This window comes from Burkholderia sp. AU31624, from assembly GCF_020420065.1.
Classification (GTDB): Bacteria; Pseudomonadota; Gammaproteobacteria; order Burkholderiales; family Burkholderiaceae; genus Burkholderia.
Genome location: NZ_JAIZRT010000004.1, coordinates 377,231 through 402,993 on the forward strand (window position 1 = coordinate 377,231; position 25,763 = coordinate 402,993).

General features: G+C 69.4%; 19 protein-coding genes. 8 read left to right on the plus strand and 11 right to left on the minus strand.

Going from position 1 to position 25,763, the window contains the following annotated elements:
• Positions 1-19: 19 nt before the first annotated feature.
• Genes arfB through recC form a run of 4 tightly spaced genes read right to left on the minus strand, consistent with a single transcriptional unit; the run spans position 20 to position 9,763 of the window.
• The gene (arfB, locus tag LGM89_RS16850) at positions 20-424 is read right to left on the minus strand and encodes an alternative ribosome rescue aminoacyl-tRNA hydrolase ArfB (RefSeq protein ID WP_011351491.1); all 405 of its coding nucleotides are present in this window, start codon (positions 422-424) and stop codon (positions 20-22) included.
• A complete protein-coding gene (locus tag LGM89_RS16855; protein ID WP_226273478.1) occupies positions 421-2,721 on the minus strand; it encodes an AAA family ATPase in 2,301 nt (766 codons plus the stop codon). Before LGM89_RS16855 ends, arfB begins: the two co-directional genes overlap by 4 nt.
• Positions 2,718-6,428 carry an exodeoxyribonuclease V subunit beta gene (recB, locus tag LGM89_RS16860; protein WP_089494458.1) on the minus strand — a complete coding sequence of 1,237 codons (3,711 nt, stop codon included), beginning with the start codon at positions 6,426-6,428 and terminating at the stop codon, positions 2,718-2,720. Before recB ends, LGM89_RS16855 begins: the two co-directional genes overlap by 4 nt.
• Positions 6,425-9,763, minus strand: coding sequence for an exodeoxyribonuclease V subunit gamma (gene recC, locus LGM89_RS16865; RefSeq protein ID WP_226273479.1), 3,339 nt, complete (start codon positions 9,761-9,763; stop codon positions 6,425-6,427). Before recC ends, recB begins: the two co-directional genes overlap by 4 nt.
• 182 nt (positions 9,764-9,945) lie before the next feature.
• Here recC and LGM89_RS16870 point away from each other — a divergent pair, with 182 nt between their 5' ends.
• The gene (locus LGM89_RS16870) at positions 9,946-12,237 is read left to right on the plus strand and encodes an FUSC family protein (protein WP_226273480.1); all 2,292 of its coding nucleotides are present in this window, start codon (positions 9,946-9,948) and stop codon (positions 12,235-12,237) included.
• Positions 12,238-12,530: 293 nt separating this feature from the next.
• Positions 12,531-13,898 (plus strand): amino acid permease, encoded by a 1,368-nt coding sequence (locus LGM89_RS16875; RefSeq protein ID WP_089472452.1) that lies wholly within the window; start codon positions 12,531-12,533, stop codon positions 13,896-13,898.
• Between the two features lie 148 nt (positions 13,899-14,046).
• Here the strand turns inward: LGM89_RS16875 and LGM89_RS16880 are convergent, their stop codons facing one another.
• The gene (locus tag LGM89_RS16880; protein WP_006476417.1) at positions 14,047-14,208 is read right to left on the minus strand and encodes a hypothetical protein; all 162 of its coding nucleotides are present in this window, start codon (positions 14,206-14,208) and stop codon (positions 14,047-14,049) included.
• A 243-nt stretch (positions 14,209-14,451) separates the two neighbouring features.
• Here LGM89_RS16880 and LGM89_RS16885 point away from each other — a divergent pair, with 243 nt between their 5' ends.
• From LGM89_RS16885 to LGM89_RS16895, 3 genes are read left to right on the plus strand one after another with little or no spacing between them, the layout of a single operon-like run.
• A complete protein-coding gene (locus LGM89_RS16885; RefSeq protein WP_089424913.1) occupies positions 14,452-15,495 on the plus strand; it encodes a Fe(3+) ABC transporter substrate-binding protein in 1,044 nt (347 codons plus the stop codon).
• Positions 15,485-17,176, plus strand: a complete 1,692-nt coding sequence (locus LGM89_RS16890; RefSeq protein ID WP_089494452.1) for an ABC transporter permease — start codon at positions 15,485-15,487, stop codon at positions 17,174-17,176. Before LGM89_RS16885 ends, LGM89_RS16890 begins: the two co-directional genes overlap by 11 nt.
• A 4-nt stretch (positions 17,177-17,180) precedes the next feature.
• Entirely contained in the window at positions 17,181-17,954 is a 774-nt protein-coding gene (locus LGM89_RS16895) for an ABC transporter ATP-binding protein (RefSeq protein ID WP_226206678.1), read from the plus strand.
• 55 nt (positions 17,955-18,009) lie between these two features.
• Here the strand turns inward: LGM89_RS16895 and LGM89_RS16900 are convergent, their stop codons facing one another.
• The 4 genes from LGM89_RS16900 to LGM89_RS16915 all read right to left on the minus strand — a co-directional run bounded on the left by LGM89_RS16900 (position 18,010) and on the right by LGM89_RS16915 (position 20,478).
• Positions 18,010-18,480, minus strand: coding sequence for an Lrp/AsnC family transcriptional regulator (locus tag LGM89_RS16900; RefSeq protein WP_069247564.1), 471 nt, complete (start codon positions 18,478-18,480; stop codon positions 18,010-18,012).
• A 252-nt stretch (positions 18,481-18,732) separates the two neighbouring features.
• Positions 18,733-19,374: an NAD(P)-dependent oxidoreductase gene (locus LGM89_RS16905; RefSeq protein ID WP_089494450.1), complete on the minus strand. Its 642-nt coding sequence runs from the start codon at positions 19,372-19,374 to the stop codon at positions 18,733-18,735.
• A 129-nt stretch (positions 19,375-19,503) separates the two neighbouring features.
• Positions 19,504-19,959, minus strand: coding sequence for an Rrf2 family transcriptional regulator (locus tag LGM89_RS16910; RefSeq protein WP_089494449.1), 456 nt, complete (start codon positions 19,957-19,959; stop codon positions 19,504-19,506).
• Positions 19,960-20,049: 90 nt separating this feature from the next.
• A complete protein-coding gene (locus tag LGM89_RS16915) occupies positions 20,050-20,478 on the minus strand; it encodes a hypothetical protein (protein WP_089494448.1) in 429 nt (142 codons plus the stop codon).
• A gap of 193 nt (positions 20,479-20,671) precedes the next feature.
• Between LGM89_RS16915 and LGM89_RS16920 the strand changes: the two genes are divergently transcribed.
• The 3 genes from LGM89_RS16920 (at position 20,672) to LGM89_RS16930 (ending at position 24,620) form a co-directional block, all read left to right on the plus strand.
• Positions 20,672-21,007, plus strand: a complete 336-nt coding sequence (locus LGM89_RS16920; protein ID WP_089494447.1) for a hypothetical protein — start codon at positions 20,672-20,674, stop codon at positions 21,005-21,007.
• Positions 21,008-21,271: 264 nt separating this feature from the next.
• Positions 21,272-22,465 carry an ammonium transporter gene (locus tag LGM89_RS16925; RefSeq protein WP_069256214.1) on the plus strand — a complete coding sequence of 398 codons (1,194 nt, stop codon included), beginning with the start codon at positions 21,272-21,274 and terminating at the stop codon, positions 22,463-22,465.
• A 190-nt stretch (positions 22,466-22,655) separates the two neighbouring features.
• A complete protein-coding gene (locus LGM89_RS16930; RefSeq protein ID WP_089494446.1) occupies positions 22,656-24,620 on the plus strand; it encodes a PhoX family protein in 1,965 nt (654 codons plus the stop codon).
• 132 nt (positions 24,621-24,752) lie between these two features.
• Here the strand turns inward: LGM89_RS16930 and LGM89_RS16935 are convergent, their stop codons facing one another.
• Positions 24,753-25,358 (minus strand): type II secretion system protein, encoded by a 606-nt coding sequence (locus tag LGM89_RS16935; protein WP_413227469.1) that lies wholly within the window; start codon positions 25,356-25,358, stop codon positions 24,753-24,755.
• Positions 25,355-25,759, minus strand: coding sequence for a type II secretion system protein (locus LGM89_RS16940; protein WP_226273481.1), 405 nt, complete (start codon positions 25,757-25,759; stop codon positions 25,355-25,357). Before LGM89_RS16940 ends, LGM89_RS16935 begins: the two co-directional genes overlap by 4 nt.
• Positions 25,760-25,763: the final 4 nt, after the last annotated feature.

Here is a 25,763-nt window from a genome sequence, read left to right on the forward strand (position 1 = left end):
TCGGCCGCTCATCCATTCGTCAGTCGGTCACCTTCCCTCTTCCCGACTTCACCACGCTGCGGCGCGACTTGTGCTCGAGCCGCCGCTCCTTCGACGCACGCGTCGGCCGCGTGGCGACCCGCGCGCGCGGCGTGAATGCAACGCCGCTGATCAACGCATCGAGTCGCGCCAGCGCGGCTTCGCGATTCTTCTCCTGGGTGCGATATTCCTGCGACTTGATCACGACGATGCCGTCACGCGTGATGCGCTGGTCGGACAATGCAAGGAGCCGCTCCTTGATGACGGGCGGCAACGACGACGCGCGGATATCGAAGCGCAGGTGAATCGCGCTCGACACCTTGTTCACGTTCTGCCCGCCCGCGCCCTGCGCGCGCACGGCCGTCCATTCGACTTCGGCCGGATCGAGCGTGTAGCGGATCATCATCGCGCAGCCTCCCTGCGGCGCCGTTCCAGCGCCTCGTCGACGCGTGCCGCGAGCCCCGAATCGCGCTGCGTACGCGTCGCGACCGCCTGCGCGAGCACGCGCCGCGGCCCGATCACTTGCACACGCGTGCGGGCACGCGTGACGGCCGTATAGACGAGTTCGCGCGTGAGCACGCGGCCGAACGACGCCGGCAGCACGAGCGCGGCTTCGTCGAATTCCGAGCCCTGCGACTTGTGGACCGTCAGCGCGAACGCGGTTTCGTGCGGCGGCAGCGCGGCCGGCGACACCGCGCGCGCGGTGCCGTCCGCGCGCCTGAACCACACGCGCAGCACGCCGTGCGCGTCGGGCAGCGCAATGCCGATATCGCCGTTGAACAGCCCGAGCGCATAGTCGTTGCGCGTCACCATGATCGGCCGCCCCGTGAACCAGTGCGCGCCGACCGCGAGCGGCACCCGCGCCGCGTGGCGCACGTGCGCGGCCACGAGCGCATTGACGTGCTCCGCGCCGCGCAAGCCGCTGCGGGTCGCGCACAGGATCCGGAACCGGTTGAGCGCGTCGAACAGCGGCAGCGGATCGGGCGCCGGCGCGGCCAGTGTGTCGCGCAACGCGTCGAGGTAAGCGCCGAAGCGCCGCGCGAGCCGCTCGACCGTCGACGACGCGAGCGACTCGCCCGCATCGTCGTGGAATGACGCGGCGGCCGAATCGTCGGCGGGCAGCGCGTCGAGCGCGGCCTGCACGTCGCCGCTGCGGATCGCGAGCGACAGCCGCCCAATCGGTGAATCGAGACCGAAGCGGTAATTGCGTTCGAGCCAGACCACGCAGTCGGCGAGCGGTGCGGGTGCGGGTGAGGCTGGCGCGGCGGCGGGTTCGCCCGGCGGTATCGATGTGATCAACGCAAGCGCCGCGTCGCCCGCGTCGAACGGCGGCAGCTCGACGGCGTCGAGCCACGCAAGCTCGTCGACCTCGATCCACGCAGGGGCGTCGCCTGTCGCGCCAGCGTCACCAGCCTCGCCGGTTTCGGTCAGCACCGGGCCTGCGGCCGGCGGCGGCGCGACGCTGGACGGCGCACTGTCGTCATCCTGCGGTTCGTCGTCGAAAAGCGATGCCTGTCGCACGTCGACTTTCCGTCGCGACGCTGGTTTGCGCGTAGCGGCTGCGGCAGGCGCCGGCGCCTCGACCGCGGCGGAAGCCGGACGCGCAGCGGGAGCGGCGGCGGTCGCGGCTTCGTCCTGCACCGGCAGCGCCGCGACGAATGCGGCCTCGTCGATGCCGAGCGCCTGCGCGATGCGCGTGCGCGCCGCGGCGGTAAACGCCGGCCGCGCGCTCAACTCTGCAAACACGGCGCCCGCCTCGACCGCGGCGAGTTGGTCCTTGTCGCCGAGCAGCACGAGCCGCGCACCCGGCGCGAGCGCATCGAGCAGATGCGCGGCGAGCGCGACGTCGATCATCGACGCCTCGTCGACGACGATCAGGTCGTACGGCAGCGGATTGTCGCGATGATGCCGGAACCCGGCCGCCCCGCCGCCGCCCAGCAACCGGTGCAGCGTGTATGACGTATCCGGCAGGCGCGCCGCGAGTTCGGGCGGCAGGTCGCCGGCCCGTGCGTGCAGCGCTTCCTGCATCCGTTGCGCGGCCTTGCCGGTCGGTGCGGCCAGCGCGACGCGCAGCCCCGGATGCGCGTCGAGCAGACAGGCCAGCACGCCGACGACGGTCGTCGTCTTGCCCGTGCCCGGGCCGCCGCTGACGATCGTCACGCGGCCCGTCAGCGCGACGATCGCCGCGACGCGCTGCCAGTCGACTTCGCCGGTTGCCGGCCCGAAGTAACGCGCGAGGCTGTCGCGCAACCGGTCGGGCGCGAGACCTTCGTCCGGCGCGGCCACGCCGGCCTGCGCGACGAGCGCATCGGCAAGCCGCCGCTCGTAGTCGAAATAGCGCGACAGGTACAGGTGGTCGTGGCGATCGACGATCAGCGGCCGCTCGTCGCCGCGTGCGAGCGTGCCGAACGCGACCACGCCGCTCGCGGCAAGCGCCGCGCGGACTTCGTCGAGCGGGGCTTCGTAGCGTTGCGCGAGCGCGCCGAGCGCGACGCATACGTGGCCGCCCGCGGTCGCACGACTCGTCGCGAACGCGGCACGCGCCGCCCAGCGCGCGGCCGCGGCCGGCGCACCGGCGCGACGAGCCAGATCGCCGATGCGACGCGCGAAACCTTCCGCGAGTGCGATGCCGAAATCGGCGGGTTCGGGCAGGCGCGCGACGAGGCCGCCGGTAAATTCGAGCGTGTCGTCCTGCGCGTTCATGCGCGGCCCCCGTCCATCATCCGGTCGAGTGCGTCGACGAGCGCGCGCTCGGGCCGCCGCGCATGCACGCCGGCCGGTTTGCCGTCGCTGCGCCAGCCGGGCCGCACACCACGCACGAACAGGTACAGGTAACCCGCGATATGCGTGTCGTAGTCGTAATCGGGCAGCCGGCCGCGCAGGTAGCGGTGCAGTGCGACCGTATAGAGCAGCGCCTGCAGGTGATACGCGTGATCGGCCATCGCGACGTCGAGCGCGCGCGGCCCATAGGCGTCCGGCGTCGTGCCGAGATGGTTCGACTTCCAGTCGACGATCCAGAAGCGGCCGTCGTGTTCGACGATCATGTCGATGAAACCCTTGATGAAACCGGCGAGCATGCCCGCCTCCAGTGCAACGTCCGGATAGCCGTGCGCGACCAGCAGGCGGCGCAGCGCCATCAGGTCGAGCGCGGGCGCCGGGAACAGGAAACCCATTTCGTCGAGCCGCTTCGCGGGATCGAGATCGGCGAGCCGCATGCCCGGCACGAGCTCGGTGCGCACGACATCGTCGACCAGCTGCACCATCATCGCCGGCAGGCGCGCGGCCAGCTCGGGCACGGCCTCGACCGGCCGGTCGTGCAGCGCGCCGAGCGCGGCCCTGGGCCACGACTCGGGCTCGGTGAAGCGGCTGAGTTCGAACAGGCGGTGCAGGCACTCGCCGGCCGCCGCGCCGCGCGGGAACACGAGGATATCGTCGTCCGGCGGCTCGGGCGCGACCGTATCGGCCAAGAGCCATTCGCCATCCGGCGCCACCTCGGCAAGCGCATCGTGATCGGGCCGCAGCTCGTCGTCGGGCACGGCCGCGACGCCCGCCTCCTCGCGCGCCATCGACGCGGTCAGCGAACTGAAGCTGGCCATCCGCCACGCATCGCGCAGCACGCGCGTCGCATGGCGCGCCGCGAGCGTCTGTGACGCGTCGTGCCCCGCCGCGAGCCGCTCGGGGCGCACGGGCGCCGGCAGCGGCGCGACGCTCACGGGGCCACCCGCGAGCGCCTGCCACGCCATATCGAGCGCGGCTTCGTCGGGCGGCTCGTCGAGCCACGCATCGAACGACTGGCCGGCACCCGCGACGAGCCAGTTGAGCACGCTGCGCCGCGATTCACGCGTCGAGCGCGACGACAGGTACGGCCCGGCGACGACGTAGCAGCGATAGACCGCGCGCGTGAGCGCCACATAGACGAGCCGCGCGCGTTCCGCCGCCTGCTCGCGCAGCGCCTGCCGCGCCGCATGCTCGGCTGCCTCGTCGTCGCAGCCGTAATGCAGCACCGCGTCGCCCGCCTCGTCGTGATACTCGCGCGCATCGGGCAATGCGGACGCGGGCGGCTCGCGCAACCCGCCGTCGTTCAGGAACGGACAGAACACGATCGCGTATTCGAGGCCTTTCGACTTGTGCACGGTGACGATCTGCACGAGGTTGCGATCGGATTCGAGCCGCAGCTGCGCTTCCTCGCCGCCGCCGTCGAGCCGTTGCGCGGCGAGCCAGCGCAGCGTCGGCGCGATGCCCGGCTGCGCGGACGCGCGCGCCTGCGTCAGTTCGGCCAGATGGTTGATGTCGGTCACGCGGCGCTCGCCGTCCGCGCCGGCCATCAGGCGCTCGGCAATCCGCAGCTCCCGCGTGAACGTGCGCCACATCACCGCGAAGCCGCGTTCGCGCCACAACAGCCGATACCGCGAGAAGCGCTCGACCCAGCTCATCGCGTCGGCGCTGTCCGCCGCCGATGCTTCCCGTTGCGCGTCGCCTTCGCCCTGCTCCATCCGCCACAGCGCGCCGGCATCGAGGCCGAACCAGTCGGATGCGAGCGCCGCGCGCAGGCGCCGCAGGTCGCCCGGTGCATCGATCGCCGCCAGCACGCGTTCGAGCTGCTCGGCGTCGCCGGTCGAGAACACCGAGGCCTGCGCCAGTTCGACACTGCCGATGCCCCACGTGGCCAGCACGCGCTTCACGAGACTGCCCTGCCGGTGCGTCTGCACGAGCACCGCGATATCGCCCGGCGACAGCGGTGTCTCGCCGAGCCGCACGCGCCCTTCGCGCGCGCCGCGCATCAGCCGTGCGATCTCGGCGGCGCAGGCCTGCGCGGCCTGTGCCTGTGCATCACGCTTGAGCAACGTGCCTTCGCCGCCTGGCAACGCCCACACCCGGAAGTCGCCTGCCGGGCCCGGATCGGTTGCGTCGACGAACGGCGCGCGCACGCGTGTGCCGGCACGCACCGCGTAGTAGTCGAGCCCGTCGAGCACGAAGGCGCGCGGATTCGACATGAAGAAACGGTTGCACGCGTCGACGATCGCGGGCGTCGAACGCTGGTTGACCGCGAGTGTGTAGCACGCGCTCGCCCGTGCGCGTGCGGCGAGATAGGTATGCAGATCGGCCGCGCGGAAGCTGTAGATCGCCTGCTTCGGATCGCCGACCAGGAACAGCGGCCCGCCCGGCGCGAAGATCCGGTCGAAGATCGCGAACTGCAGCGGGTCGGTATCCTGGAACTCGTCGATCAGCGCGGCCGGATAGCGCGCGCGCAGCGTCTCGGCGAGCCACGGATGCGCATGCAGCGCGTGGTACAGGTTCGCGAGCAGATCGTCGAACGAGACGACGCGCCGCGTGCGCTTGCGCTCGGCCAGCTCGCCCGGCGCCATGTCGAGCCATTCGGCGATCAGCGCGAGCCAGCGCGCGCGCTGCGCGGCCTCGGCCGCGGCCACGGCCGCTTCGAGCGCGTCGGCCACGTCGAAGAATGCGTGTTCGGGCGTCGCGCCGCCTTTTTTCGTCGCCTTCACGAGCGCGGTGCGGGTGAGCTTCAGCGCAGCCTTCGGCAGCGCAGCCGTCGCGTCGCCCTGCGCGAAATGCGCGGTCCATGCAGCCAGCGCATCGGCCACGGCCTCGGGTTTGTGCGAGCGCTGGTTGAGCGCGGGTTGCGCGACGCGCAGCAACGCATCGATCGCGTCGCGCTCGGCGGCCCACATCCGCTCGGCCTCGGCGAAGCATTCGGCGGCCGCCGCCTCGGCCGATTCGTCCGGCTCGACCACGCCGTCCCACCGCAGCGCGGCAAGCGGCTTCTTCAGCCGGCGCGCGAGCTGCGCATCGAGCGCGGCCGGGCCGGCGCCCGATTCGACGAGCCAGGTCGCGAAGCCCGGCCAGCGCGCGGCTGCCGGCTCGACGCGCGTGCGCCAGAAATCCGCTGCCAGTTCGAAGCGCAGCGACGCGTCGTCGGCCTCCATGTCGAACGCGAACGGCATCGCCGCCGCGAACGGCGCTTCCTGCAGCGCGCGCTGGCAGAACGCATGGATCGTATGGATCGCGGCCTGGTCGAATGCGCGCAGCGCACGGCCGATCCGCTTTTGGGCCATTTTGCGATCAATCGCAGCGCCTGCACCGAGCGTAGTCTCGAATAAGCGCGTTACAAACGGATCACTACCGTCATCTCCGTTGACAAGCATGTGCGCGAGCTGCGCGAGCCGGCCGCGAATCCGTTCGTGCAGCTCGGCGGTCGCCGCTTTCGTGAAGGTCACGACGAGGATTTGATCCGCACCGAGATCCTTCTCCAGCAGCAGGCGCACATACAGCGCGCAGATGTTCCAGGTCTTGCCGGTACCGGCCGACGCCTCGATCTGGTTGACACCGTCGAGCGGGCACGCGAACACATCGAGTTCGAGCGCCTGCTGCGGCTGCGAGACGGCGCTCATGCGACCTCCTTCAGATGGGCGACGAGCGGATCGAACACGAGCCGCGCAAGGGTGCCGAACGGCTCGTCGAGCGATGCATGCGCGCCGCGCCACGCGATCGCGATGGCCGGATCGTCGGCTTCGCTCACGACCCGCTCGTTGATCCAGACGCTCGCGGCCTTCGCCTCGCCGTCGGACACCCTCGCCCACGCGCTGCGCGGGAAAAACCGCAGCGGCATGCGCCGCCCCGCGCGAAACAGCGCGGCCAGCGGCGCGAGCTGCTCGAGCGGCGCCGCGACGGGCGTCAGCTCGAATGCACCGCCGCTGCCGAACCACAGCGTGCGGCGCGGGCCGCCAGGCTCCACCGCGCAGTAGACGAGATGCGCGAGCCACGCGGACAGGTAGTCGCGCGCACTCGGCCGCGCATAGCGATAGATGATCTGCCCGGCCGGCGTGAGCCGGTTCAGCGTGCCGTGCAGGTCGAGCGGCGCGCTCACCGCGTCGCCCGACAGCTGCGCGTCGTCGGCGCCGAACAGCGCCTGTTCGGTGTCCGGCCAGGCCGGCACGACGGTGAGCGTGAACGGCCGCCGCTCCATCCCGTCGGCCAGCGCGCGGCGCACGTTCGACGCAAGCTGCGTCATCGAGCCGAGCGCCTGGTCGCGCCACACGGCGCCCGTCGCGCCGCCCGGCAGTTCGGGGCTCGCGTCCGCAATGCGCAGCGCGTGATCGTGCACGCCGCCCTCGTCCGACTCGATCAGCAACGGCAGCACGCGCTCGGCGAGTGCATCGCTGCCGGCGAAGTCGAGCGCGAACGGCTCGGTGTCGAGCAGTTCGGCCTGCGCGTCGGCGAGCACGATGCCGAGCCGCGCGCGGAGCAGCGCACGCGCGGGATGGCGCCAGAAGCGTTCGAATTCGCTGAATGCGACAGGCTCGACCGGTTCGGCCGGCAGCGGCTGCGCGAAGAACGGCAGCTCGCGCGGCCCGTCGCGCGACGCCTCGGCGGCCAGCAGCGACGCGAGCGTCGCACGCTCGGCGTCGAAGGAAACGAGTTCGCTGCCGGGCTGGAAATACGCGGCCGCGAACGGTTGCAGCGGATGCTCGACGACGAATGCGCGCCGCGCGGCATCGACCGCGTCCGGCGCCGCGTCGGGCCCGGCCGTGACGAGCGCGAGATGGTCGAGCAGTTCGTCGACGAGTGCCGCGGGCGGCAACGGCGCGTTGTCGCGAATGCTGCGGCCCGTGTAGGCAATCATCAACCGGTCGCGCGCGGCGAGCAGCAGGTCGAGAAACAGGTTGCGCTCGTCGTCGCGGCGCTGGCGGTCGCCGAGCTTCGGCAACACGGCCATCAGGTCGAATTCGTCGGTACGCGCGAGGCTCGGCAGCACGCCATCGTCCATCCCGAGCAGGCAGACGACGCGATAAGGCAGGCCGCGCAGGCTCGTCAGCGACGAGAACGTGACGCCGCCCCACGGCACGCCGCCGCGCGCCGGATCGTCGAGCGCGGCGGCCAGCCCCGCCCGGACGACGGCCGCCGGCAACGCCTCATCGGGCGCCCCCTCCGTCATCGCGGCCAGCATCGCGTCGAGCGCGTCGCGCACGCCCGCGAGCGCGTCCGCATACGCGGCGCCCGAATCGAAGAACCGCGCGAGCGTATCGGCGAACAGCTCGCTCCAGCCTTGCGGCGTATGCGATTCGGCCAGCCGCCGCGAGAAGCCGTCGAGATCGTCGGTGAAGCGTGCGAGCCGGCCGAGCAGTTCGGCCTCGCTGCCGGTGGCCGCCTCGATCGGCAGCCACGCGCCGACCGGCGCCGCGCCCTCCGGCATCGCATAACCGAGAAAGAGCCGCGCGAGCGCATCGGAGAACGTATGGCGCGGCGACGGCACGGCGGCATCGTCGCTCACGAGCGGCGACAGCCCGCGCCGCGCGCCGGCCGCCGCGAGCCAGGTCTGCACCGTCTCCAGCGCCGCCGCATCGATGCCGTAGCGCGCCGCCACCGCGTCGACACGCAGCCATTCGACCAGCTCGGGCGCGCCGACCTGCCGCTCCGGCAACGCGAGCCAGTCGAGCAGCACGCGCGCGACCGGGTTCGCCTGCGACGGCGGCAAGCCGGTGATCCGGTAAGGCACACGCGAGCCGCCGGCGCCGGCCGTGCCGAACACGGCGTCGATCAGCGGCCCGGCGGCCGCGAGATCGGCCACCGCGACGAGCACGTCGGACGGCTGCAGGCTCGCGTCGGCGTCGAACCACGCGAGCAGCCGGTCGTGCAGCACCTCGAGCTGGCGCGCGAGGCTGTGGCACACGTGCACCTCGATCCCGCGCTCGGCCGGCGTGTCGCCGATTTCGGCCTCCGGCTGCAGTTCGAGGATCGCGTTCTGCACGCGCGCGAGCCAGGTCGGTGCGGGATTCTCGACGAAACGCGCCGCGTCGCCCGACGCGGCGCTTTCGGTCAGCTCGTGCAGCATGTGCAGCTGCGCCTGGGTCTGCCGGCCCCATTCGGCGAGCAGCGGATGACCGACTTCCTGGTAATCGAGCCGCCCGGCCGCATCGAGCGCCTCGGCATGCGCGGCGGTCACGATGTCGAACCAGAATTCGCGGCACGGGTTCAGCGCATAGACGCGCACGTCGATCCAGCGCGACAGCTCGCGCAGCAACGCGACGTGCAGCGGCGGCATCGTCGGCAGCGCGAACACGCTGACCGATTCCGGCCAGTCCGCGCGCGCGATGGCTTCGGGATCGAGATGGCGCGCCTCGACGAGGAAACGGTGCGCCGGCGGCGTGCCGCTGTCGCTCAGCTCGGCGAGTAGCGCGCGCCACAGCGCGGCCTGCCAGCGCTCGTCGTCGCGCGCGGCGTCGCTGATCCCGCGCGGCGCGCCGTCGCCCGCGAGCACGGACTCGCCGGCCTGCCATGCGGCCAGCCATTCGGGACGATAGGTCAGGTAATGATCGAGCACGGCCGCGACGCGGTGTGCCAGCTCGTAGCGCATCGCATCGTCGGACGCGGACAGATACGCGGCCAGCCGCGGCGACGCGAGCCACGGCGCACCGTCGGCCGCCTGCGCGAACAGCCGGTAGCAGCGCCACACGAGGCGATCGGGCGCGAACGGCGAACGCGCAGGCACCGTCAGCACGCGGCCGATCTGCGCCCACAGCCATTGCGCGAGATACGTGAACTCGACGTTCGCGCACACGCCGTTGCGCGCGGCGATGTCGAGCTCGAGACGGCGGCGCAGCGCCGCGCTCGGCACGATGACCTGTTGCGGCGCCCACGGGCCATTGCGGGCCGGGAACGCGGCCAGATCCTCGAGCAGCGCATCGGCCAGCGTTTCGTGACGGTTCGAATAGAAGAGATGGAGCATGAAGCGGGCGTCGGAACCTCGCGCCGGCCGGGCCGGGCGAACAGGATCACCAAGGATAGCAAATGGGCCGCCGTCGCGAACCTCGTCCGGAAGGCCAGGTTTTACGGATCGCGAAATACGATAGACTCGTCGCCAGTCAAGATGCCGCCCCCGGGCGTCTTCGTCTGCTATTCAGCCCATCGATGCGCTATTCGGTCGAAATCAGAAAGTTTTTCTACAGCCAGTACTTTTTCGGCGGCCTGCGGATCGCGGTCGGCGTTTCGCTGCCGGCCGTGCTGTGCCTGATCGTGTTTCACAACCGGGAGCTCGGCTTCACGATCTCGACGGGCGCGCTCGGCGCCTGTGTCGTCGACATGCCCGGCCCGCTCAAGTACAAGCACAACGAAATGCTCGCTTGCAGCGTGATCGGTTTTCTGGCCGCGCTCGCCACCGGCCTTGCGACACCGAACATCTTCGTGCTGTGGCTCACCATCGTGCCGCTCACCTTCGTGCTGTCGCTGATCGTCGTCTACGGCAACCGCTGGCCGCAGATCAGCTTCGCGACGCTGTTCATGATGGTGATGACGCTCGAGGAGAAGTTCACGCCGCTGCAGGCGTTCATCAACGCCGGCTGGATTCTCGCGGGCGGCCTCTGGTACACGTACTGGGCCACGCTCGTGTCGCAATGGCAGGCGCGCCGGATCGAGCAGCAGGCGTTGGCCGAGAGCCTGTTCGCGTGCGCCGACTACCTGCTCGCGCGCGCGCAGTTCTACGATCTCGACGCCGATCTCGACGAGTGCTACCGCAATCTCGTCGCCAAGCAGATCACGGCGGTCGAAACGCAGGAAACCGCGCGCGACATCGTGCTGCGCAACCTGCCGAAGCTGCGCCGCGGCAAGCTCGACCCCGGCCGCACGACGATGTACAACCTGTTCATCAACAGCGTCGACCTGCACGAGCTGTTCGTCGGCGCGCACACCGACTACCCGCTGGTGCGCAACACGTTCGGCGGCTCCGATCTGATCATTTTCTACCGCGACCTGATCCGCAAGGCGGCTGCCGATCTCGAGGAAATCGGCCTCGCGGTGCTCGAGAACCGCGCACCGCATTCGCGGATCAGCGTGAAGGCCGAGCTGCGCGCGATCGAGTACGAGATCGAGCTGATGCGCAAGAAGAACTTCCCGGCCACCAATGCGGAAGCGTATGCGGCCGTGCTGGCCACGTTCCGGCGCATCTGGAGCGCGACGCGCCTGATCGACCGGATGCGCCGCAACCTGTCGGGCCACGCCGATCCGCAGCAAACCGAACTGAAGATCGACAAGGCGCTCACGCGCTTCCTGCAGCGCCGCCGGATGTCGCCGCTCCTGATCTTCTCGAACCTGAACATGCGCTCGCCGAGCTTCCGCCACGCGCTGCGCGTGACGATCGCGGTGGCGGTCGGGTTCTGGCTCGGCCGGCTGCTGCCGCTCACGAACGCGTACTGGATCGTGATGACCACCATCATCATCCTGAAGCCCGGCTATTCGCTCACCAAGCAGCGCAACGCGGCGCGTATCGTCGGTACGCTGATCGGCTGCGCGGCGAGCGTCGCGCTGATCTACACGGTCAAGGATACGCACCTGCTGATCGCGATCATGTTCGGGTCGATGGTGATGAGCTACAGCCTGCTGCTGTTCAACTACGCGGCGAGCGTCGTGTTCACGTCGTCGTACGTGCTGCTGATGTTCCACCTGCTCGCGCCGGGCAGCATGCGGATCATCGGCGAGCGCGCGATCGACACGGTGGTCGGCTGCATGATCGCGATCGCCGCGAGCCGGCTGTTCCCGTACTGGGAATACCGGCTGATGGGCAAGCAGGTCGCCGACATGCTCACCGCCACCCGCAAGTATTTCGAAGCCGTGTGGCGCGCCGGGCGCGGCATGTCGCCGCCGCCGGTGCCGGCCGCCGACGGCGCGGCCGTCGTGCCGGTCGTCGCCGCGGCCATCGAGACGCCGGCCACGGCCCTCGACGACGACTACCGCTACCGCCTCGCGCGCAAGGACGTGCACATCGCGTTCGCGAATCTCGGGCAGGCGTTCCAGCGGATGATGATCGAGCCGAAGGCGCACCAGCGCTTCGTGCCCGAACTGAACGACCTGCTCGTGCAGACGCACGTGCTCGGCGCGCAGATCACGGCCGCCGCGCCGCTGATCCGCACGGCCTGCGCGGCCGACGGCAGCATCCTCCACGACGACGCGCTGCATCGCGGCCTCGCCGCGGTGCTCGACAATCTCGAGAAGGCCGAGGCGGGCGAGCCGCCGCCCGCCGACCAGCTCGACGCGTCGAAGCAGATCACGCGCGACCTCGACGCGATGGTCGTGTCCGCGGAGCAATCCGATGCGGTGGGGGCCGAGCTCACGCACGACCTGAAGGTGCTCGCGCACCAGTGCAAGCAGATGCTCGCGTCGTCGCTGCTGATCCGCAAGGATGCGAGTGTGATCCGCCTGCCTGCCTGACTACGGCTTTACCCCGCCGGTGGCCGGCCCGCGCATGCCGCGGCTCGGCCCCGGCGCTCCCCGATTCAGCGATCCCCAAAGCATGATGACCCGCCCGTCCCACGCGGCCCGCGCCCTCGAGGTACGACCGCCCCGCCCCGCATTGCGCCCGTCGCGCCAGTCAGGGAATACCCGATTCCGGTCACCCGGCCCGGCTTGTTATCATTTGTTCACATTTAAGTTGTCTATACAACTTGAGCCAATCGGACCGGCCCCGCTCGCCCGGTCCGTCGCATAACGATATCGGAGACACGATGAAAAACTTGCAGCGCCACCTGAGCGCGCGGCACATCCGCTTTCTCGCGCTGGGTTCGGCGATCGGCACGGGCCTGTTCTACGGGTCGGCGTCCGCGATCCAGCTCGCGGGCCCCGCCGTGATCCTGGCGTACATCCTGGGCGGCGCGGCCGTCTACATGGTGATGCGCGCGCTCGGCGAGATGGCCGTGCGCGAGCCCGTCGCCGGCTCGTTCGGCCACTACGCGACCGAGAACCTCGGCCCGTTCGCCGGTTTCGTCACCGGCTGGACCTACACGCTCGAAATGGTGATCGTCGCGATCGCCGACATCACCGCGTTCGGCATCTACATGGGCTTCTGGTTTCCGGATGTCCCGCAATGGATCTGGGTGCTCGGCGTGGTCGCGATCATCTGCGGGCTGAACCTGTGCCACGTGAAGGTGTTCGGCGAACTCGAGTTCTGGCTGTCGATCATCAAGGTCGGCGCGATCGTCGCGATGATCGGCGGCGGCGTCGCGATCCTGCTGACCGGCATGCACTTCGGCCATTCGGCCGACGTGCCGACGTTCGCGAACCTGTGGAACCATGGCGGCTTTTTGCCGAACGGCGTCGGCGGGCTGATCGCGTCGCTGTCGGTCGTGATCTTCGCGTACGGCGGGATCGAGGTGATCGGCATGAGCGCCGGCGAAGCGAAGGATCCGGAGCGCGTGATTCCGCGCGCGATCAACGCGGTGCCCGCGCGCATCCTGCTGTTCTACGTGCTGACGATGGTCGTGCTGATGTCGATCAGCCCGTGGACGGGTGTCGGCAACGATGGCAGCCCGTTCGTGCAGATCTTCTCGGCGCTCGGCGTGAAGTCGGCCGCGACGATCCTCAACCTGGTGGTGATCAGCGCGGCGATCTCCGCGATCAACAGCGACATCTTCGGCGCGGGCCGGATGATGTTCGGGATGGCGCGCCAGGGCCAGGCGCCGGCCGTGCTGATGACGACGTCGCGGCACGGTGTGCCGTGGGTCACGGTGCTCGTGATGGCGGTCGCGCTGCTCGTCGGCGTGCTGCTCAACTACCTGATGCCGAAGGACGTGTTCCTGATGGTCGCCGCGATCGCGACGTTCGCCACCGTGTGGGTGTGGCTGATGATCCTGCTGTCGCAGGTCGCGATGCGCCGCCGGCTGTCGAGCGCCGAAGTCGCGGCGCTGAAGTTCAAGGTGCCGTTGTGGCCGGTCGCGCCGGCACTGACGATCGCGTTCATGGGCTTCGTGATCGTGATGCTCGGCTGGTTCGAGGACACGCGCGTCGCGCTGTATGTCGGCGCGGCCTGGCTCGCGCTGCTCGCGGCCGTGTTCTACGCACGGATCCGCCCGAAGTTCGCCCCTGCGTCACGTTGACGCACGGCTGACCTGCCTACGCGGCGCGCCGGCTCGGGCGCCCGCTTCTCTTCCGGCTCCGCGCGGCATCCCGCGCGCCAACAGCCGGGGCCTCATCCCCTTCACATCCACCCTGCGTGCGCGGCCCGGCGGGCCGCGCATCGGCACGTCAGTGCGACGCCGCGCTCGCGGCCTCGGCCGGATGGGCCTCGTCGTACGCGTGCTTCTGCGAAATCGCGTTGTACAGGATCGTCCCGATCACGAGCAGCACGGCCACGACGATCAGGATGCTCACGTTGCGGACAGGGTTCTTCTTGCGCTGATCGTTCATGGTCGGGGCGACTCCGTCAAATTCATCGAAGCGGGCATTCTACGCGCTTGCGCGCCCGCTGCGACGCGCCGTTTCCGATCCCCTTCCCCGCCCTCCGCCCGCCCGCCGCAAGCTTTCATTTGATAATCGTTCCCATTTCGATCTAGAATCTCGAGTCTTTCATTTTGTAATGTTTCGGGTCGCTCGGGCGGCAGGCGCGCCCCGGAACGCTCCCATCGTCCACCTGCCCCTTCCGGAGTCTTCATGTCGAATCCGCGCACCCGCCTGCTGCCGCTTGCCGGCGCCCTCGCCCTTGCCGCCGCCGCATTCGCGCCGCTGGCCCACGCGGCCGAGGAAGTGAGCCTGTACACCACCCGCGAACCGAAGCTGATCCAGCCGCTCATCGATGCCTTCACGAAGCAGAGCGGCGTCAAGGTCAACACCGTGTTCGTGAAGGACGGCCTGCTCGAGCGCGTGAAGGCGGAAGGCGCGCAGTCGCCGGCCGACGTGCTGATGACGGTCGACGTCGGCAACCTGCTCGACCTCGTCGACGGCGGGCTCACGCAGCCGGTGCGCTCGAAGGCGCTCGACGACGCGATTCCCGCGAACCTGCGCGGCGCGAACGGCGACTGGTACGCGCTGTCGCTGCGCGACCGCGTGCTGTACGTCGAGAAGGACCTGAAGGTCGACGCGTTCCGCTACGAGGATCTCGCCGATCCGAAATGGAAGGGCAAGGTCTGCATCCGCTCGGGCCAGCACCCGTACAACACGGCGCTCGTCGCGGCGATGATCGCGCACGACGGCGAAGCGGCGACCGAGAAGTGGCTGCGCGGCGTGAAGGCGAACCTCGCGCGCAAGGCGACGGGCGGCGACCGCGACGTCGCGCGCGACATCCTCGGCGGCATCTGTGACGTCGGCCTCGCGAACGCTTACTACGTCGGCCACATGAAGAATGCGGAGCCCGGCAGCGATGCGCGCAAGTGGGGCGACGCGATCAAGGTCGTGCGGCCGACGTTCGCGAACGCGAAGAGCGGCGGCACGCACGTGAACATCAGCGGCGCGACGGTCGCGAAGCATGCGCCGCACAAGGCCAACGCGGTGAAACTGCTCGAGTACCTCGTGTCGCCGGAAGCGCAGGCGCTGTATGCGCAGGCGAACTACGAATACCCGGTGCGCGCGAACGTGAAGCTCGACCCGGTGATCGCCAGCTTCGGCACGCTGAAGATCGACCCGCTGCCGCTGGCGGACATCGCGAAGCATCGCAAGCAGGCGAGCCAGTTGGTCGACAAGGTCGGTTTTGACAACTGACGCAACCCCCGCCGGCGGTGGGCGCCGCCCGCCCTGCCGGCCGCGCGTGCTGCCGCGCGCGGGCAGCCTGTGGCTGCTCGCGGCGCTGGCGATCGCCGCGGCTGTGGCGGCGCCGCTCGCGGTGCTCGTGGCCGCCGCGTTCGACGCCGATCTCGCGCACTGGCGCCATCTCGCCGAATTCGTGCTGCCGCAGGCGCTCGTCAATACGCTGCTGCTGCTCGCGGGCGTCGGCGCGATCGTGTCGATCGTCGGCACCGGCTGCGCGTGGCTCGTCACCGCATACGACTTTCCCGGCCGCCGGATGCTGACGTGGGCGCTGCTGCTGCCGCTCGCGGTTCCCACCTACATCGTCGCGTTCGCCTATCTCGACCTGCTGCACCCGATCGGCCCGGTGCAGGGCGCGGTCCGCTGGCTGCTCGGCTTCGACAGCCCGCGCCAGTTCCGCCTGCCCGACCTGCGCTCGCTGCCCGGCGCGATCTTCGTGCTCGGCTTCGTGCTGTATCCGTATGTTTACCTGAGCACGCGCGCGATGTTCGTCACGCAGTCCGCGAGCCTGCTCGAAGCCGCGCGCACGCTCGGCGCGGGACGCATCGCCACGTTCTGGCGCGTCGTCGTGCCGCTCGCGCGGCCCGCGATCGCGGTGGGCGTGAGCCTCGCGCTGCTCGAAACGCTGAACGACATCGGCGCGTCGGAATTCCTCGGTGTGCAAACGCTCACCGTATCCGTCTACACGACGTGGATCACGCGCTCCGACCTCGCCGGTGCCGCGCAGATCGCACTCGCGATGCTCGCGATCGTCGTCGGCATGATCGTCCTCGAACGCTACGGGCGCCGCCGCCAGCGCTACGCGCATGGCCGGCGCATGCGGCCGATCGCGCCGCGCCGCCTGACGGGCACGGCCGCATTGGGCGCCGCCGTGATCGGCTGGCTGCCCGTGCTGCTCGGTTTCGGCGCACCGGCTGCGTACCTCGCGGTCGAGACGGCCAAGCGGCTGCATCTGGTCGGCGGCGTATCCGCACAGTTGATGACCGGGCTCGCGAACACGCTGACGATCGCCACCGCCGCCACCGTCGCGACGCTCGCGTGCGGGCTCGTCGTCGCATGGGCCGCGCGCGCGCAACGCGACAGCGCCCGCGCGGGCCCGGCCCGCGTGTGCGCGCGAATCGCGAGCCTCGGCTATGCGGTGCCCGGCACCGTGCTCGCGATCGGCCTGCTGATCCCGTTCGCGGCGGCCGACCGGCTGTTCGGCGCGGCGCTCGGCCGCGACGGGCTGCTGCTGATGGGCTCGTCGGCCGCGCTCGTGATCGCCTATACCGTGCGCTTTCTCGCGATCCCGGCCGGCAGCATCGAGGCCGGCCTCGCGCGCATTCCGCCGTCGCTCGAACAGGCGGCGCGCTCGCTCGGCGAGACGGCCGGCGGCACGCTGCGCCGCGTGCACCTGCCGCTGCTGCGGCCCGCGCTCACGACGAGCGCGCTGCTGGTGTTCGTCGACGCGATGAAGGAATTGCCGGCGACGCTGCTGCTGCGTCCGCTGAACTTCGACACGCTCGCGACCTGGCTGTATGCGGAAGCCGCGCGCGGCACCTACGAGGAAGGCGCGGTCGCCGCGCTCGCGATCGTGCTGGCCGGGCTCGTGCCCGTGATCCTGCTCGCCCGCACCCGCCACAAGATCGGAGCCTGACACCGTGAATCTGCTCGAACTCGATGACCTCTGCCTCGCCTACGACACGCCGCACGGCCGCCGCACCGTCGTCGACGGGCTGAGCCTCGCGCTGCCGCGCGGCGACATCGGCTGCCTGCTCGGCGCGTCCGGCTGCGGCAAGACCACCGTGCTGCGCGCGATCGCCGGCTTCGAGCCGGTGCGCATGGGACGCATCATGCTGGACGGCGTGCCCATCGCGGCGCCATCGCTCGACGTGCCGCCCGAGCGGCGGCGCATCGGCATGATGTTCCAGGATTACGCGCTGTTCCCGCACCTGAGCGCGGCGGACAACGTCGCGTTCGGCCTGCGGCGCATGCCGAAGGCCGAACGGCGCGTGCGTGTCGCGGAAATGCTCGAACTCGTCGGCCTCGCCGATGCCGGCGGCGCGTATCCGCACGAGCTGTCGGGCGGCCAGCAGCAGCGCGTCGCACTCGCGCGTGCGCTCGCACCGTCGCCGGAGCTACTGCTCCTCGACGAGCCGTTCTCGAACCTCGACGTCGATACCCGCGAGCGGCTCGCGTTCGAGCTGCGCGACATCCTGAAACGCACGGGCCATACCGCGATCCTCGTCACGCACAACCAGGCCGAGGCGTTCGCGATCGCCGACCGGATCGGCGTGATGAAGGACGGCCAGCTCGCGCAATGGGATACGCCGTACGCGCTGCATCACCATCCGGCCAGCCCGTTCGTCGCGGATTTCGTGCGCCGCGACGCGCTGGCCGACGAACGCGCGCGCGCCCTGGCGCGCGGCCGCTGAACTCGCGAGCACGCTGCGCACCTGCGTCGTTTCAACGACGCGTTTCATTGCCGGGTCAGGCCGGCTCGGCAAGATCGCGCACGGGCAGCGCGGTCGAATACTTGATCTGCTCCATCGCAAACGACGAGCTCACGTCGAACAGCGGCACCGCGCGAATCAGCTGCTTGTAGACGCGGTCGTAATCGTCGATGCCGGTTACCACGACACGCAGCAGGTAATCGGTCTCGCCGCTCATCCGGTACACCTCGACCACTTCCGGCATGTCGCGCACGGCCTGCGTGAAACGCTGCGCCCATTCCTCGGTGTGCTGGTTCGTGCGGATCGCGACGAACACGGTCGTGCCGACCCCGAGCTTGCGCGGATCGCACAGCGCAACCTGCGCGCGAATCGCGCCGGTTTCCTTGAGCCGCTGCACGCGCTTCCAGCACGGCGTCTGCGACAGGTTCACGCGCTGCGCCAGTTCCGCGATCGGCAGCGTGGCATCCGCCTGCAACAGCTCCAGCAGCTTGCGATCGATGGCGTCCATTTCTCCAGTCCCTCGTCGATAGAAATTTATTCTATGCATCCTGCACAACGGGGAACAATATGAAAACGGCTTCGCCGCGTCGACCGGTATAAATACCGATCCCGCACGCGCGCGGAGCGAGCGAATCCGCCGCCACACCGCACGCGCCAAAAGAAACAGGCGACTCCGCCCGTGAAGGGGAATCGCCTGGCGTTCCTGCAAATCGTAGCCAGCCCGGCGCTCACGCGCCACTGGCCAGCGTCAGCGCACCGCTCAATACGCGACCGTCGCGATCTCGTGCACGAAGCTGCCTTGCTCGAGCGCGTCGACGAACGCGACCGCGTAGTCTTCCGCCGAGATCTTGCTGTTGCCTTGTGCGTCCGCGATCAGCTTGCCGACGCCCGTGCGGAACGTACCCGTGCGCTCGCCCGGGGCGATCAGCGCGGCCGGCGCGAAGAACGTCCAGTCGAGATCGCCGACCGTCTTCAGGTAGTCGAGTGCATCGCGGTGCGCGAGTGCGACCGCCTTGTACGCTTCCGGAAAACCTTCGCTGTCGACGAGCTGCTTGCCCGGCGCAACTTCGAGCGAACCGGCGCCGCCCACCACGACGAGCCGCTTCAGCCCCGCCTGGCGCGTGCCGGCAACCAGCGCCTTCGCAGCCGCGACGACCTTCGCCGCATCCTCCTGCTTCGGGCCGTACGCGCTCGCGACGACGTCATGGCCCGGCAGCGCGGCCGCAATGCTGGCCGCGTCGAACAGGTCGGCCGCCTTCGCGGTGATGCCATCGCCGGCTGCACCCGGATGGCGCGACAGCGCGGTCACGCGATGGCCGCGTCGTGCCGCTTCCGCGGCGATGCGCGAGCCGATCGTGCCGGTGGCGCCGAACAGCGCGATATTCAAGGTACGTTGCGTCATATCGATTCTCCAGTAAGAAAAATATGTAACGTAGTTAATTACATATAAGACCGAAAAAAACGGGGCAAAGCCCCCGTTGCGCCGGCCGCCACGCCTCTCGCGCCGTCCGGCCTCCTGCCCTGCCGCCAGTCACCCGCCGGCGCGTGCCGCCTGCTGCGTGCGCTGCTCCAGATCCAGCACGTCGGCCGTCACGTCGGCCAGCGTGCGCGTGCCCAGCGACGCTTCCATCGCCCGCTGCGCGTCGCCGATGTAGTCGACCAGCGCGCTCTGGATGTGCCGCCCGACGAGACACGCGGGATTCGGCGCCTCACGGTGCAGCGCGAACAGTTGCGCATCGTCGACCGCGCGATACACGTCGAGCAGCGTGATCGCGCCGGGCTCGCGCGCCAGCAGCGCACCGCCGCCCGCGCCCAGTTGCGACGTGGTCAGCCCCGCGGCCGCCAGCATCGACAGCAACCGGCGGATCAGCGCCGGATTCGTGTTCACGCTGCCCGCGATGATGTCGGACGACAACGGCACGCCCTCCTGCATCGACAGCAAGGCAAGCACGTGGACGGCAAACGCGAACCGGCTGCTGGTATTCATTCCTGACTCACTTGACGACGCCGGCCCATCCCGCAGCCGGCGACATATGTAACCATCATAATTACATTTAGCGGATCATGCAAGCCCGCGTCACTCTCCGCTCGCGGGCTTGGCGCCCGGCGCGTTCTGCTGGCTCCACTGCTGGAGCTTCTTGCCGGCTTCGGCGATTTTCGCGCCGGCTTCGGAAGCCGCATGCGCGACGACCGCGGACGCGGCCGCGTCGATCTGTGCCTGCGCGGCGGAGGCGAGGCCGCTCGCGGACAGCGGCGGCACGGCCGACGCCGCGGACGCGATGCCGGCCTTCGCGGCGTTGAGCTGCTGGTTGACGGTGCTCGCGACCTGGTCGAGCGCCTTGGCCGCATTGTTCGCGGCATCGGCGGCCGCACTCGCGGCCGTATCGGGTTGCGTGACCGGCGCGCCGGACTTCTCGCAGCCCGCAAGCAACAACAGCGCACCCGCGGCCACGGCCGCCAGTACGGACCCGGGCACGCGACGCGCCCGCGATGTCTTCATGTTCATCAGCAATCTCCGGCCGCGCGTCGCGCGGCCTCGTGGTTGGACCGACGTCGATGATACCGCCTGTGGAACAGGGCCAATCACGCACCGTGATTAAAAATGGCTTTCAATTTCGGACTCGTCTGATTCAATCGCACACGCGAGGACACTAAAGTGGGCACGCTTCAATCCGCTTGGGACGCGCCCCCTTTTTCTCATGGATTTCCTCGTCGACTGGCTCATCGCCCTGGCCGCCGTGCTCGCCGCCACCCTGTTCCTGTGCCTGCGCCCGCCGTCGGCGCGCCGCCTGGCCGAATCCGGGCGCCCGCGCCGCGTCGCGTCCGCGCGCCTGCTCACGCAGGCCGTGATCGGCTTCTGGACGGCCGCGCTGATCGTCGCGGAAGGCATCCTCGGCCCCACCGCCGACGGTCAGTCGCTGGCGGGCTTCGCGGCACTCGCGTTTGCCGCGCTCGGGCTGACGACCGTCGCCGCCTACTGGTCGGCGTGCGCGCTGCGGCTGCGCCGGCCGCCGCCGCTGTTCCCGCGCCACTGACGCGCCGCAACGGTGCGCGGCAACGCACCATCACGCACCACGCCGCGCCAATCGACATATCTCGCGCACCAGTTCCGCACACGTCGCACCACACGCGTGCATCCGGCATCACGTCACCCCCGCACCGGCCACGCCCCCTTCCCGTGCACGATTCACCGGATTGCCGCAACCCACGGCATTGAAGCACCAACTCCACGCAGCCGTTCACCAAGTTGGCTCGATACTTGCATTCCTTGCCCGTTTTTTGCGCAAGGAAGCCACGGCATGGATGGTCTGAAATCCGGCGTCGACACACTGTTCCTGTTGATCGGCGCCGTCATGGTGCTCGCGATGCACGCGGGCTTCGCATTTCTCGAACTCGGCACGGTCCGCAAGAAGAACCAGGTCAACGCGCTCGTGAAGATCCTGGTCGACTTCTCGGTGTCGACGCTCGCGTATTTCTTCATCGGCTACACGATCGCGTACGGCGTCGAGTTCTTCGACGACATCGGCACGCTGTCGCAGCACAGCGGCTATGCGCTCGTGCGCTTCTTCTTCCTGCTGACCTTCGCGGCGGCGATCCCCGCGATCGTGTCCGGCGGCATCGCCGAACGCGCGAAGTTCAATCCGCAGCTCGTCGCGACGCTGATCATCGTCGGCTTCATCTATCCGTTCTTCGAAGGGATCGCCTGGAACGAGCGCTTCGGCGTGCAGGCCTGGCTCACGCACGCGTTCGGTGCGCCGTTCCATGATTTCGCGGGCTCCGTCGTCGTGCACGCGTTCGGCGGCTGGGTCGCGCTGCCCGCCGTGCTGCTGCTCGGCGCGCGCCACGGCCGTTATGCGAAGGACGGCCGGATCGCCGCGCACCCGCCGTCGAACATCCCGTTCCTCGCGCTCGGCGCGTGGGTGCTCGCGGTCGGCTGGTTCGGCTTCAACGTGATGAGCGCGCAGACGCTCGACAAGATCAGCGGCCTCGTCGCCGTGAACTCGCTGATGGCGATGGTCGGCGGCACGCTCGCCGCGTGGATGGCCGGCCGCAACGACCCGGGCTTCACGTACAACGGGCCGCTCGCGGGCCTCGTCGCCGTGTGCGCGGGCTCCGACGTGATGCACCCGATCGGCGCGCTCGTCACGGGCGCCGCGGCCGGTGCGCTGTTCGTCGCGATGTTCACCTGCGTGCAGAACAAATGGCGCATCGACGACGTGCTCGGCGTGTGGCCGCTGCACGGCATGTGCGGCGCGCTCGGCGGCCTCGCGGCCGGCGTGTTCGGCCTGCCCGCGCTCGGCGGTCTCGGCGGCGTGTCGTTCCTGTCGCAACTCGTCGGCACGCTCGGCGGCATCGCGATCGCGACCGCCGGCGGCACGCTCGTCTACGGCGCGCTGAAAGCGACCGTCGGGCTGCGCCTCGACCGCGAAGCCGAGTTCGACGGCGCGGACCTGTCGATCCACCGCATCTCGGCAACGCCCGAACGCGATTGAGCGCAAACGCTTGCGCCCGGCGGCCGTCCGTTCACCTGACGGCCGCCCGACACATCATTACGTTTTCAATTCAAAAAACTTTCATCTAGCGTCCCTACACTTCCGTCCAGTTTTCAATTTGCCTTCGCCGAGCTTGCCGACCGCCTGCTTCGCGAAGGCCATTCTTCCAACAACCGAAACTGGACTCCACATGCCCGCGTTGCCCAATGCTGCCCGTCGTCAGGCCCTGAAGATCCTCGCCGGCGCGCCGATGCTTCCCCTTTCCGGCCTCGCGCTGCCGGCCCTGCTGACGGGTTGCGGCGGCGACGACAATCCCGCGTCGACGCCGGCCCCGGTCGCCGCCGCGTACACGTCGGCGACGTTCTCGGCGATGGCCGCCCCGACGCTCGACAATGCGGCCGCGATGGCCACGACAACGGTCGGCTCGACGCTGTCGGTGTCGTTCTCGGACGGCTCGGCACGCAACTTCAAGCTGGCGTACCGGCCGTTCTTCGTGACGGGCGACCTGGTGCCGGACGGCAAGGGCGGCACGACGCTCGCGGGCGGCTACTACGACATCAACAACCAGCCGATCATCGATCGCTCGGTGGCCGGCAAGGAGCGCCAGTTCTATTCCGACTGCCCGGACGGCAGCTCGCTGCTGACGCTGAAGAACGCGAACGTGCCCGGCGTGAAGGGCAACACGGTGTTCGCCGTCGTGCAGTTCGAATACACGACGCGCGACCAGGCCAGCGCATCGCAATACGGCCAGCTGCCGTCGCCGATCGCGGTGATCACGCTCGACCAGGATCCGGCCAACGGCGCGCTGAAGGTCGTCAAGTACCACAACGTCGACACGTCGAAGGCGCACGGCCTGTGGATCACGTGCGGCGCGAGCCTGTCGCCGTGGGGCACGCACCTGTCGAGCGAGGAGTACGAGCCGGACGCGACGAAGGTCGCGACCGACGCGCAGTTCAAGGCGTTCAGCAAGAACACGTTCGGCGACGAGACGAAGGCGAACCCCTACCACTACGGCCACCTGCCCGAGATCACCGTGAATCCGGACGGCACGGGCACCGTGAAGAAGCACTACTGCCTTGGCCGCATCTCGCACGAGCTGATCCAGGTGATGCCGGACCAGCGCACCGTGATGATGGGTGACGACGCCACCAACGGCGGCCTGTTCATGTTCGTCGCCGACAAGGCGGCCGACCTGTCCGCCGGCACGCTGTACGTCGCGAAGTGGACGCAGACGTCGTCCGCCGGCGCGGGCACCGCGACGCTCACGTGGATCAGGATCGGCCACGCAACCAGCGGCGAGATCGAGGCGCTCGCGAACACGCTGAAGGCGTCGGACATCATGGACCTGACGACCACCGACCCGAACGATGCGAGCTACACGAAGATCCACTTCGGCGGCAAGTTCAACTGGATGCGCGTGAAGCCGGGGATGGAAAAGGCGGCCGCGTTCCTCGAGACGCACCGCTACGCGGCGCTGCTCGGCGGCAGCATGGGCTTCACGAAGCTCGAAGGCACGACCGTGAACGCGAAGGACAAGATCGTCTACACGGCGATGTCGCGGATCGAGACGTCGATGGTCAAGGGCAACGCGGTATCGCGCGACGTCGCGGTCGACAAGAAGATCGCCGCGGGCGCCGTCTATGCGCTGAACCTGAAGGGCAGCCAGCGCGACACGACCGGCAGCGCGATCGACAGCGAATGGGTGCCGGTCGACATGGGCGCGCCGGCCGCGCTCGTCGGCGAGGATCTCGCCGCGGCCGACGGGCTCGGCAACCTCGCGAACCCGGACAAGATCGCGAACCCGGACAACCTGAAGTTCTCCGAAAAGCTGCGCACGCTCTTCATCGGCGAAGACTCGGGCATGCACGTGAACAACTTCCTGTGGGCCTACAACGTCGACACGAAGTCGCTCGTGCGCGTGCTGTCGTGCCCGGCCGGCGCCGAATCGACGGGCCTGCACGCGGTCGACGAGATCAACGGCTGGACCTACATCATGAGCAACTTCCAGCACGCCGGCGACTGGGAATCGCCGCTGCACGACAAGGTCAAGCCGACGCTCGATCCGCTCGTGCGCACGAACTTCAAGGACCGCTTCGGCGCCAGCGTCGGCTACCTGACGGCCGAGCAGACCAGCATCCAGCTCGCGAAGGCCTGACCGGGTCACGCGAGGAGGTCCGCCCCCCTGGTGGGCCCCGTTCTTCATCACCGTTCATTCGTCGGCGCTCCACGCCGTTTGATGCGCGATGCCCGTTGCGGGCGTCGCGCTTTTTTTTGTGCGGCGAGCGCGTCAATGCCGGCCGGCCAGGCCCTGTCCCGGCAGCGTGCCTCCCGGAAAACCGGACAGGCTCGGCGCACTGGCCGGCATCGCCGGGGCAATCGCCGGCGCGTCGGCGGGCGGCGCGGACAGCCCGGGCGCGAGGTAAAGGAACTTCCATTGCCGATAGGTCTCGGCTCCTTCGAAATCCATGTACCGATCCGGAAATCCCGTGCGCTTGATCGTCGCGCCGTCCGAGCTGCTGAACACGCCGTAGAAGCGCTCGCCCCGCCACAAGAAGGACCAGTCGTTCTTGCCGCTGACCGGATCCGGATACGCGCGGCGCAGGTGGTGCATCGGCTTCGCGAAGCGGGTGTCTTCCAGCAGATCGTCGACCGTCTGCGGGTACGCGCGCGCGAGCCGGTAATAGCCGACGATGGCCTTCCGGTACTGGTCGCCGACGAACAGCAGTTGCCGCTCCTGCTCGCGGCGCCGCTGCAGCGACCAGACATCCAGCGCGCCGGCCAGGGCGATCGACATCAGCATCAGCGCGATCAGCAAGGCAAGCAGCACGAGCCCGCGCTGCCGCCGGCGGCGGGCATGCGGCGCGCGCGCGACGCGGCGCCCGGCCCGCTTCATTTCGCCGCCCCAGCCGCAGCAGTTGCCGCGACGCCCGGCGGCACGCCCTGCGCGGCGCTCGCGGGCCCGACGTCGTACACGCCGGGCTTGTTCTCGTCCGGCGAGGCAAGCGTCGTCCATTTGTCGTCGCCGTTGACCGGATCGACCGGCACCGCCCGCAAATAGTGCTTCGCGACCAGCTCGTCGAGCGTCTCGGGATACTGCCCGTTGTCGCCGTAATACTGGTCGATCGCATTGCGCATCACCGCGAGGTTCTGCAGCCTCACCTGCTCCTTGCCATGCTCGATGCTGTGCATGTAGCGCGGCACGGCCAACGTCAGAAGCAGTCCGATGAGCGCCATCACGACCACGATTTCGATCAGCGTAAAGCCGCGGATCCTGCGGATGCGAGCGAGTTTCATGATG

What these genes read in the sequence shown, in the direction of transcription:
- LGM89_RS16930 (WP_089494446.1), top strand. Translation starts at nt 22,656, where the DNA reads ATGCCCGCGTTGCCCAATGCTGCCCGTCGTCAGGCCCTGAAGATCCTC.
- arfB (WP_011351491.1), bottom strand. Translation starts at nt 424, where the DNA reads ATGATGATCCGCTACACGCTCGATCCGGCCGAAGTCGAATGGACGGCC.
- LGM89_RS16900 (WP_069247564.1), bottom strand. Translation starts at nt 18,480, where the DNA reads ATGGACGCCATCGATCGCAAGCTGCTGGAGCTGTTGCAGGCGGATGCC.
- LGM89_RS16935 (WP_413227469.1), bottom strand. Translation starts at nt 25,358, where the DNA reads ATGAAGCGGGCCGGGCGCCGCGTCGCGCGCGCGCCGCATGCCCGCCGC.
- LGM89_RS16920 (WP_089494447.1), top strand. Translation starts at nt 20,672, where the DNA reads ATGGATTTCCTCGTCGACTGGCTCATCGCCCTGGCCGCCGTGCTCGCC.
- LGM89_RS16940 (WP_226273481.1), bottom strand. Translation starts at nt 25,759, where the DNA reads ATGAAACTCGCTCGCATCCGCAGGATCCGCGGCTTTACGCTGATCGAA.
- LGM89_RS16905 (WP_089494450.1), bottom strand. Translation starts at nt 19,374, where the DNA reads ATGACGCAACGTACCTTGAATATCGCGCTGTTCGGCGCCACCGGCACG.
- LGM89_RS16875 (WP_089472452.1), top strand. Translation starts at nt 12,531, where the DNA reads ATGAAAAACTTGCAGCGCCACCTGAGCGCGCGGCACATCCGCTTTCTC.
- LGM89_RS16885 (WP_089424913.1), top strand. Translation starts at nt 14,452, where the DNA reads ATGTCGAATCCGCGCACCCGCCTGCTGCCGCTTGCCGGCGCCCTCGCC.
- LGM89_RS16880 (WP_006476417.1), bottom strand. Translation starts at nt 14,208, where the DNA reads ATGAACGATCAGCGCAAGAAGAACCCTGTCCGCAACGTGAGCATCCTG.
- LGM89_RS16925 (WP_069256214.1), top strand. Translation starts at nt 21,272, where the DNA reads ATGGATGGTCTGAAATCCGGCGTCGACACACTGTTCCTGTTGATCGGC.
- recB (WP_089494458.1), bottom strand. Translation starts at nt 6,428, where the DNA reads ATGAGCGCCGTCTCGCAGCCGCAGCAGGCGCTCGAACTCGATGTGTTC.
- LGM89_RS16910 (WP_089494449.1), bottom strand. Translation starts at nt 19,959, where the DNA reads ATGAATACCAGCAGCCGGTTCGCGTTTGCCGTCCACGTGCTTGCCTTG.
- recC (WP_226273479.1), bottom strand. Translation starts at nt 9,763, where the DNA reads ATGCTCCATCTCTTCTATTCGAACCGTCACGAAACGCTGGCCGATGCG.
- LGM89_RS16915 (WP_089494448.1), bottom strand. Translation starts at nt 20,478, where the DNA reads ATGAACATGAAGACATCGCGGGCGCGTCGCGTGCCCGGGTCCGTACTG.
- LGM89_RS16855 (WP_226273478.1), bottom strand. Translation starts at nt 2,721, where the DNA reads ATGAACGCGCAGGACGACACGCTCGAATTTACCGGCGGCCTCGTCGCG.
- LGM89_RS16870 (WP_226273480.1), top strand. Translation starts at nt 9,946, where the DNA reads ATGCGCTATTCGGTCGAAATCAGAAAGTTTTTCTACAGCCAGTACTTT.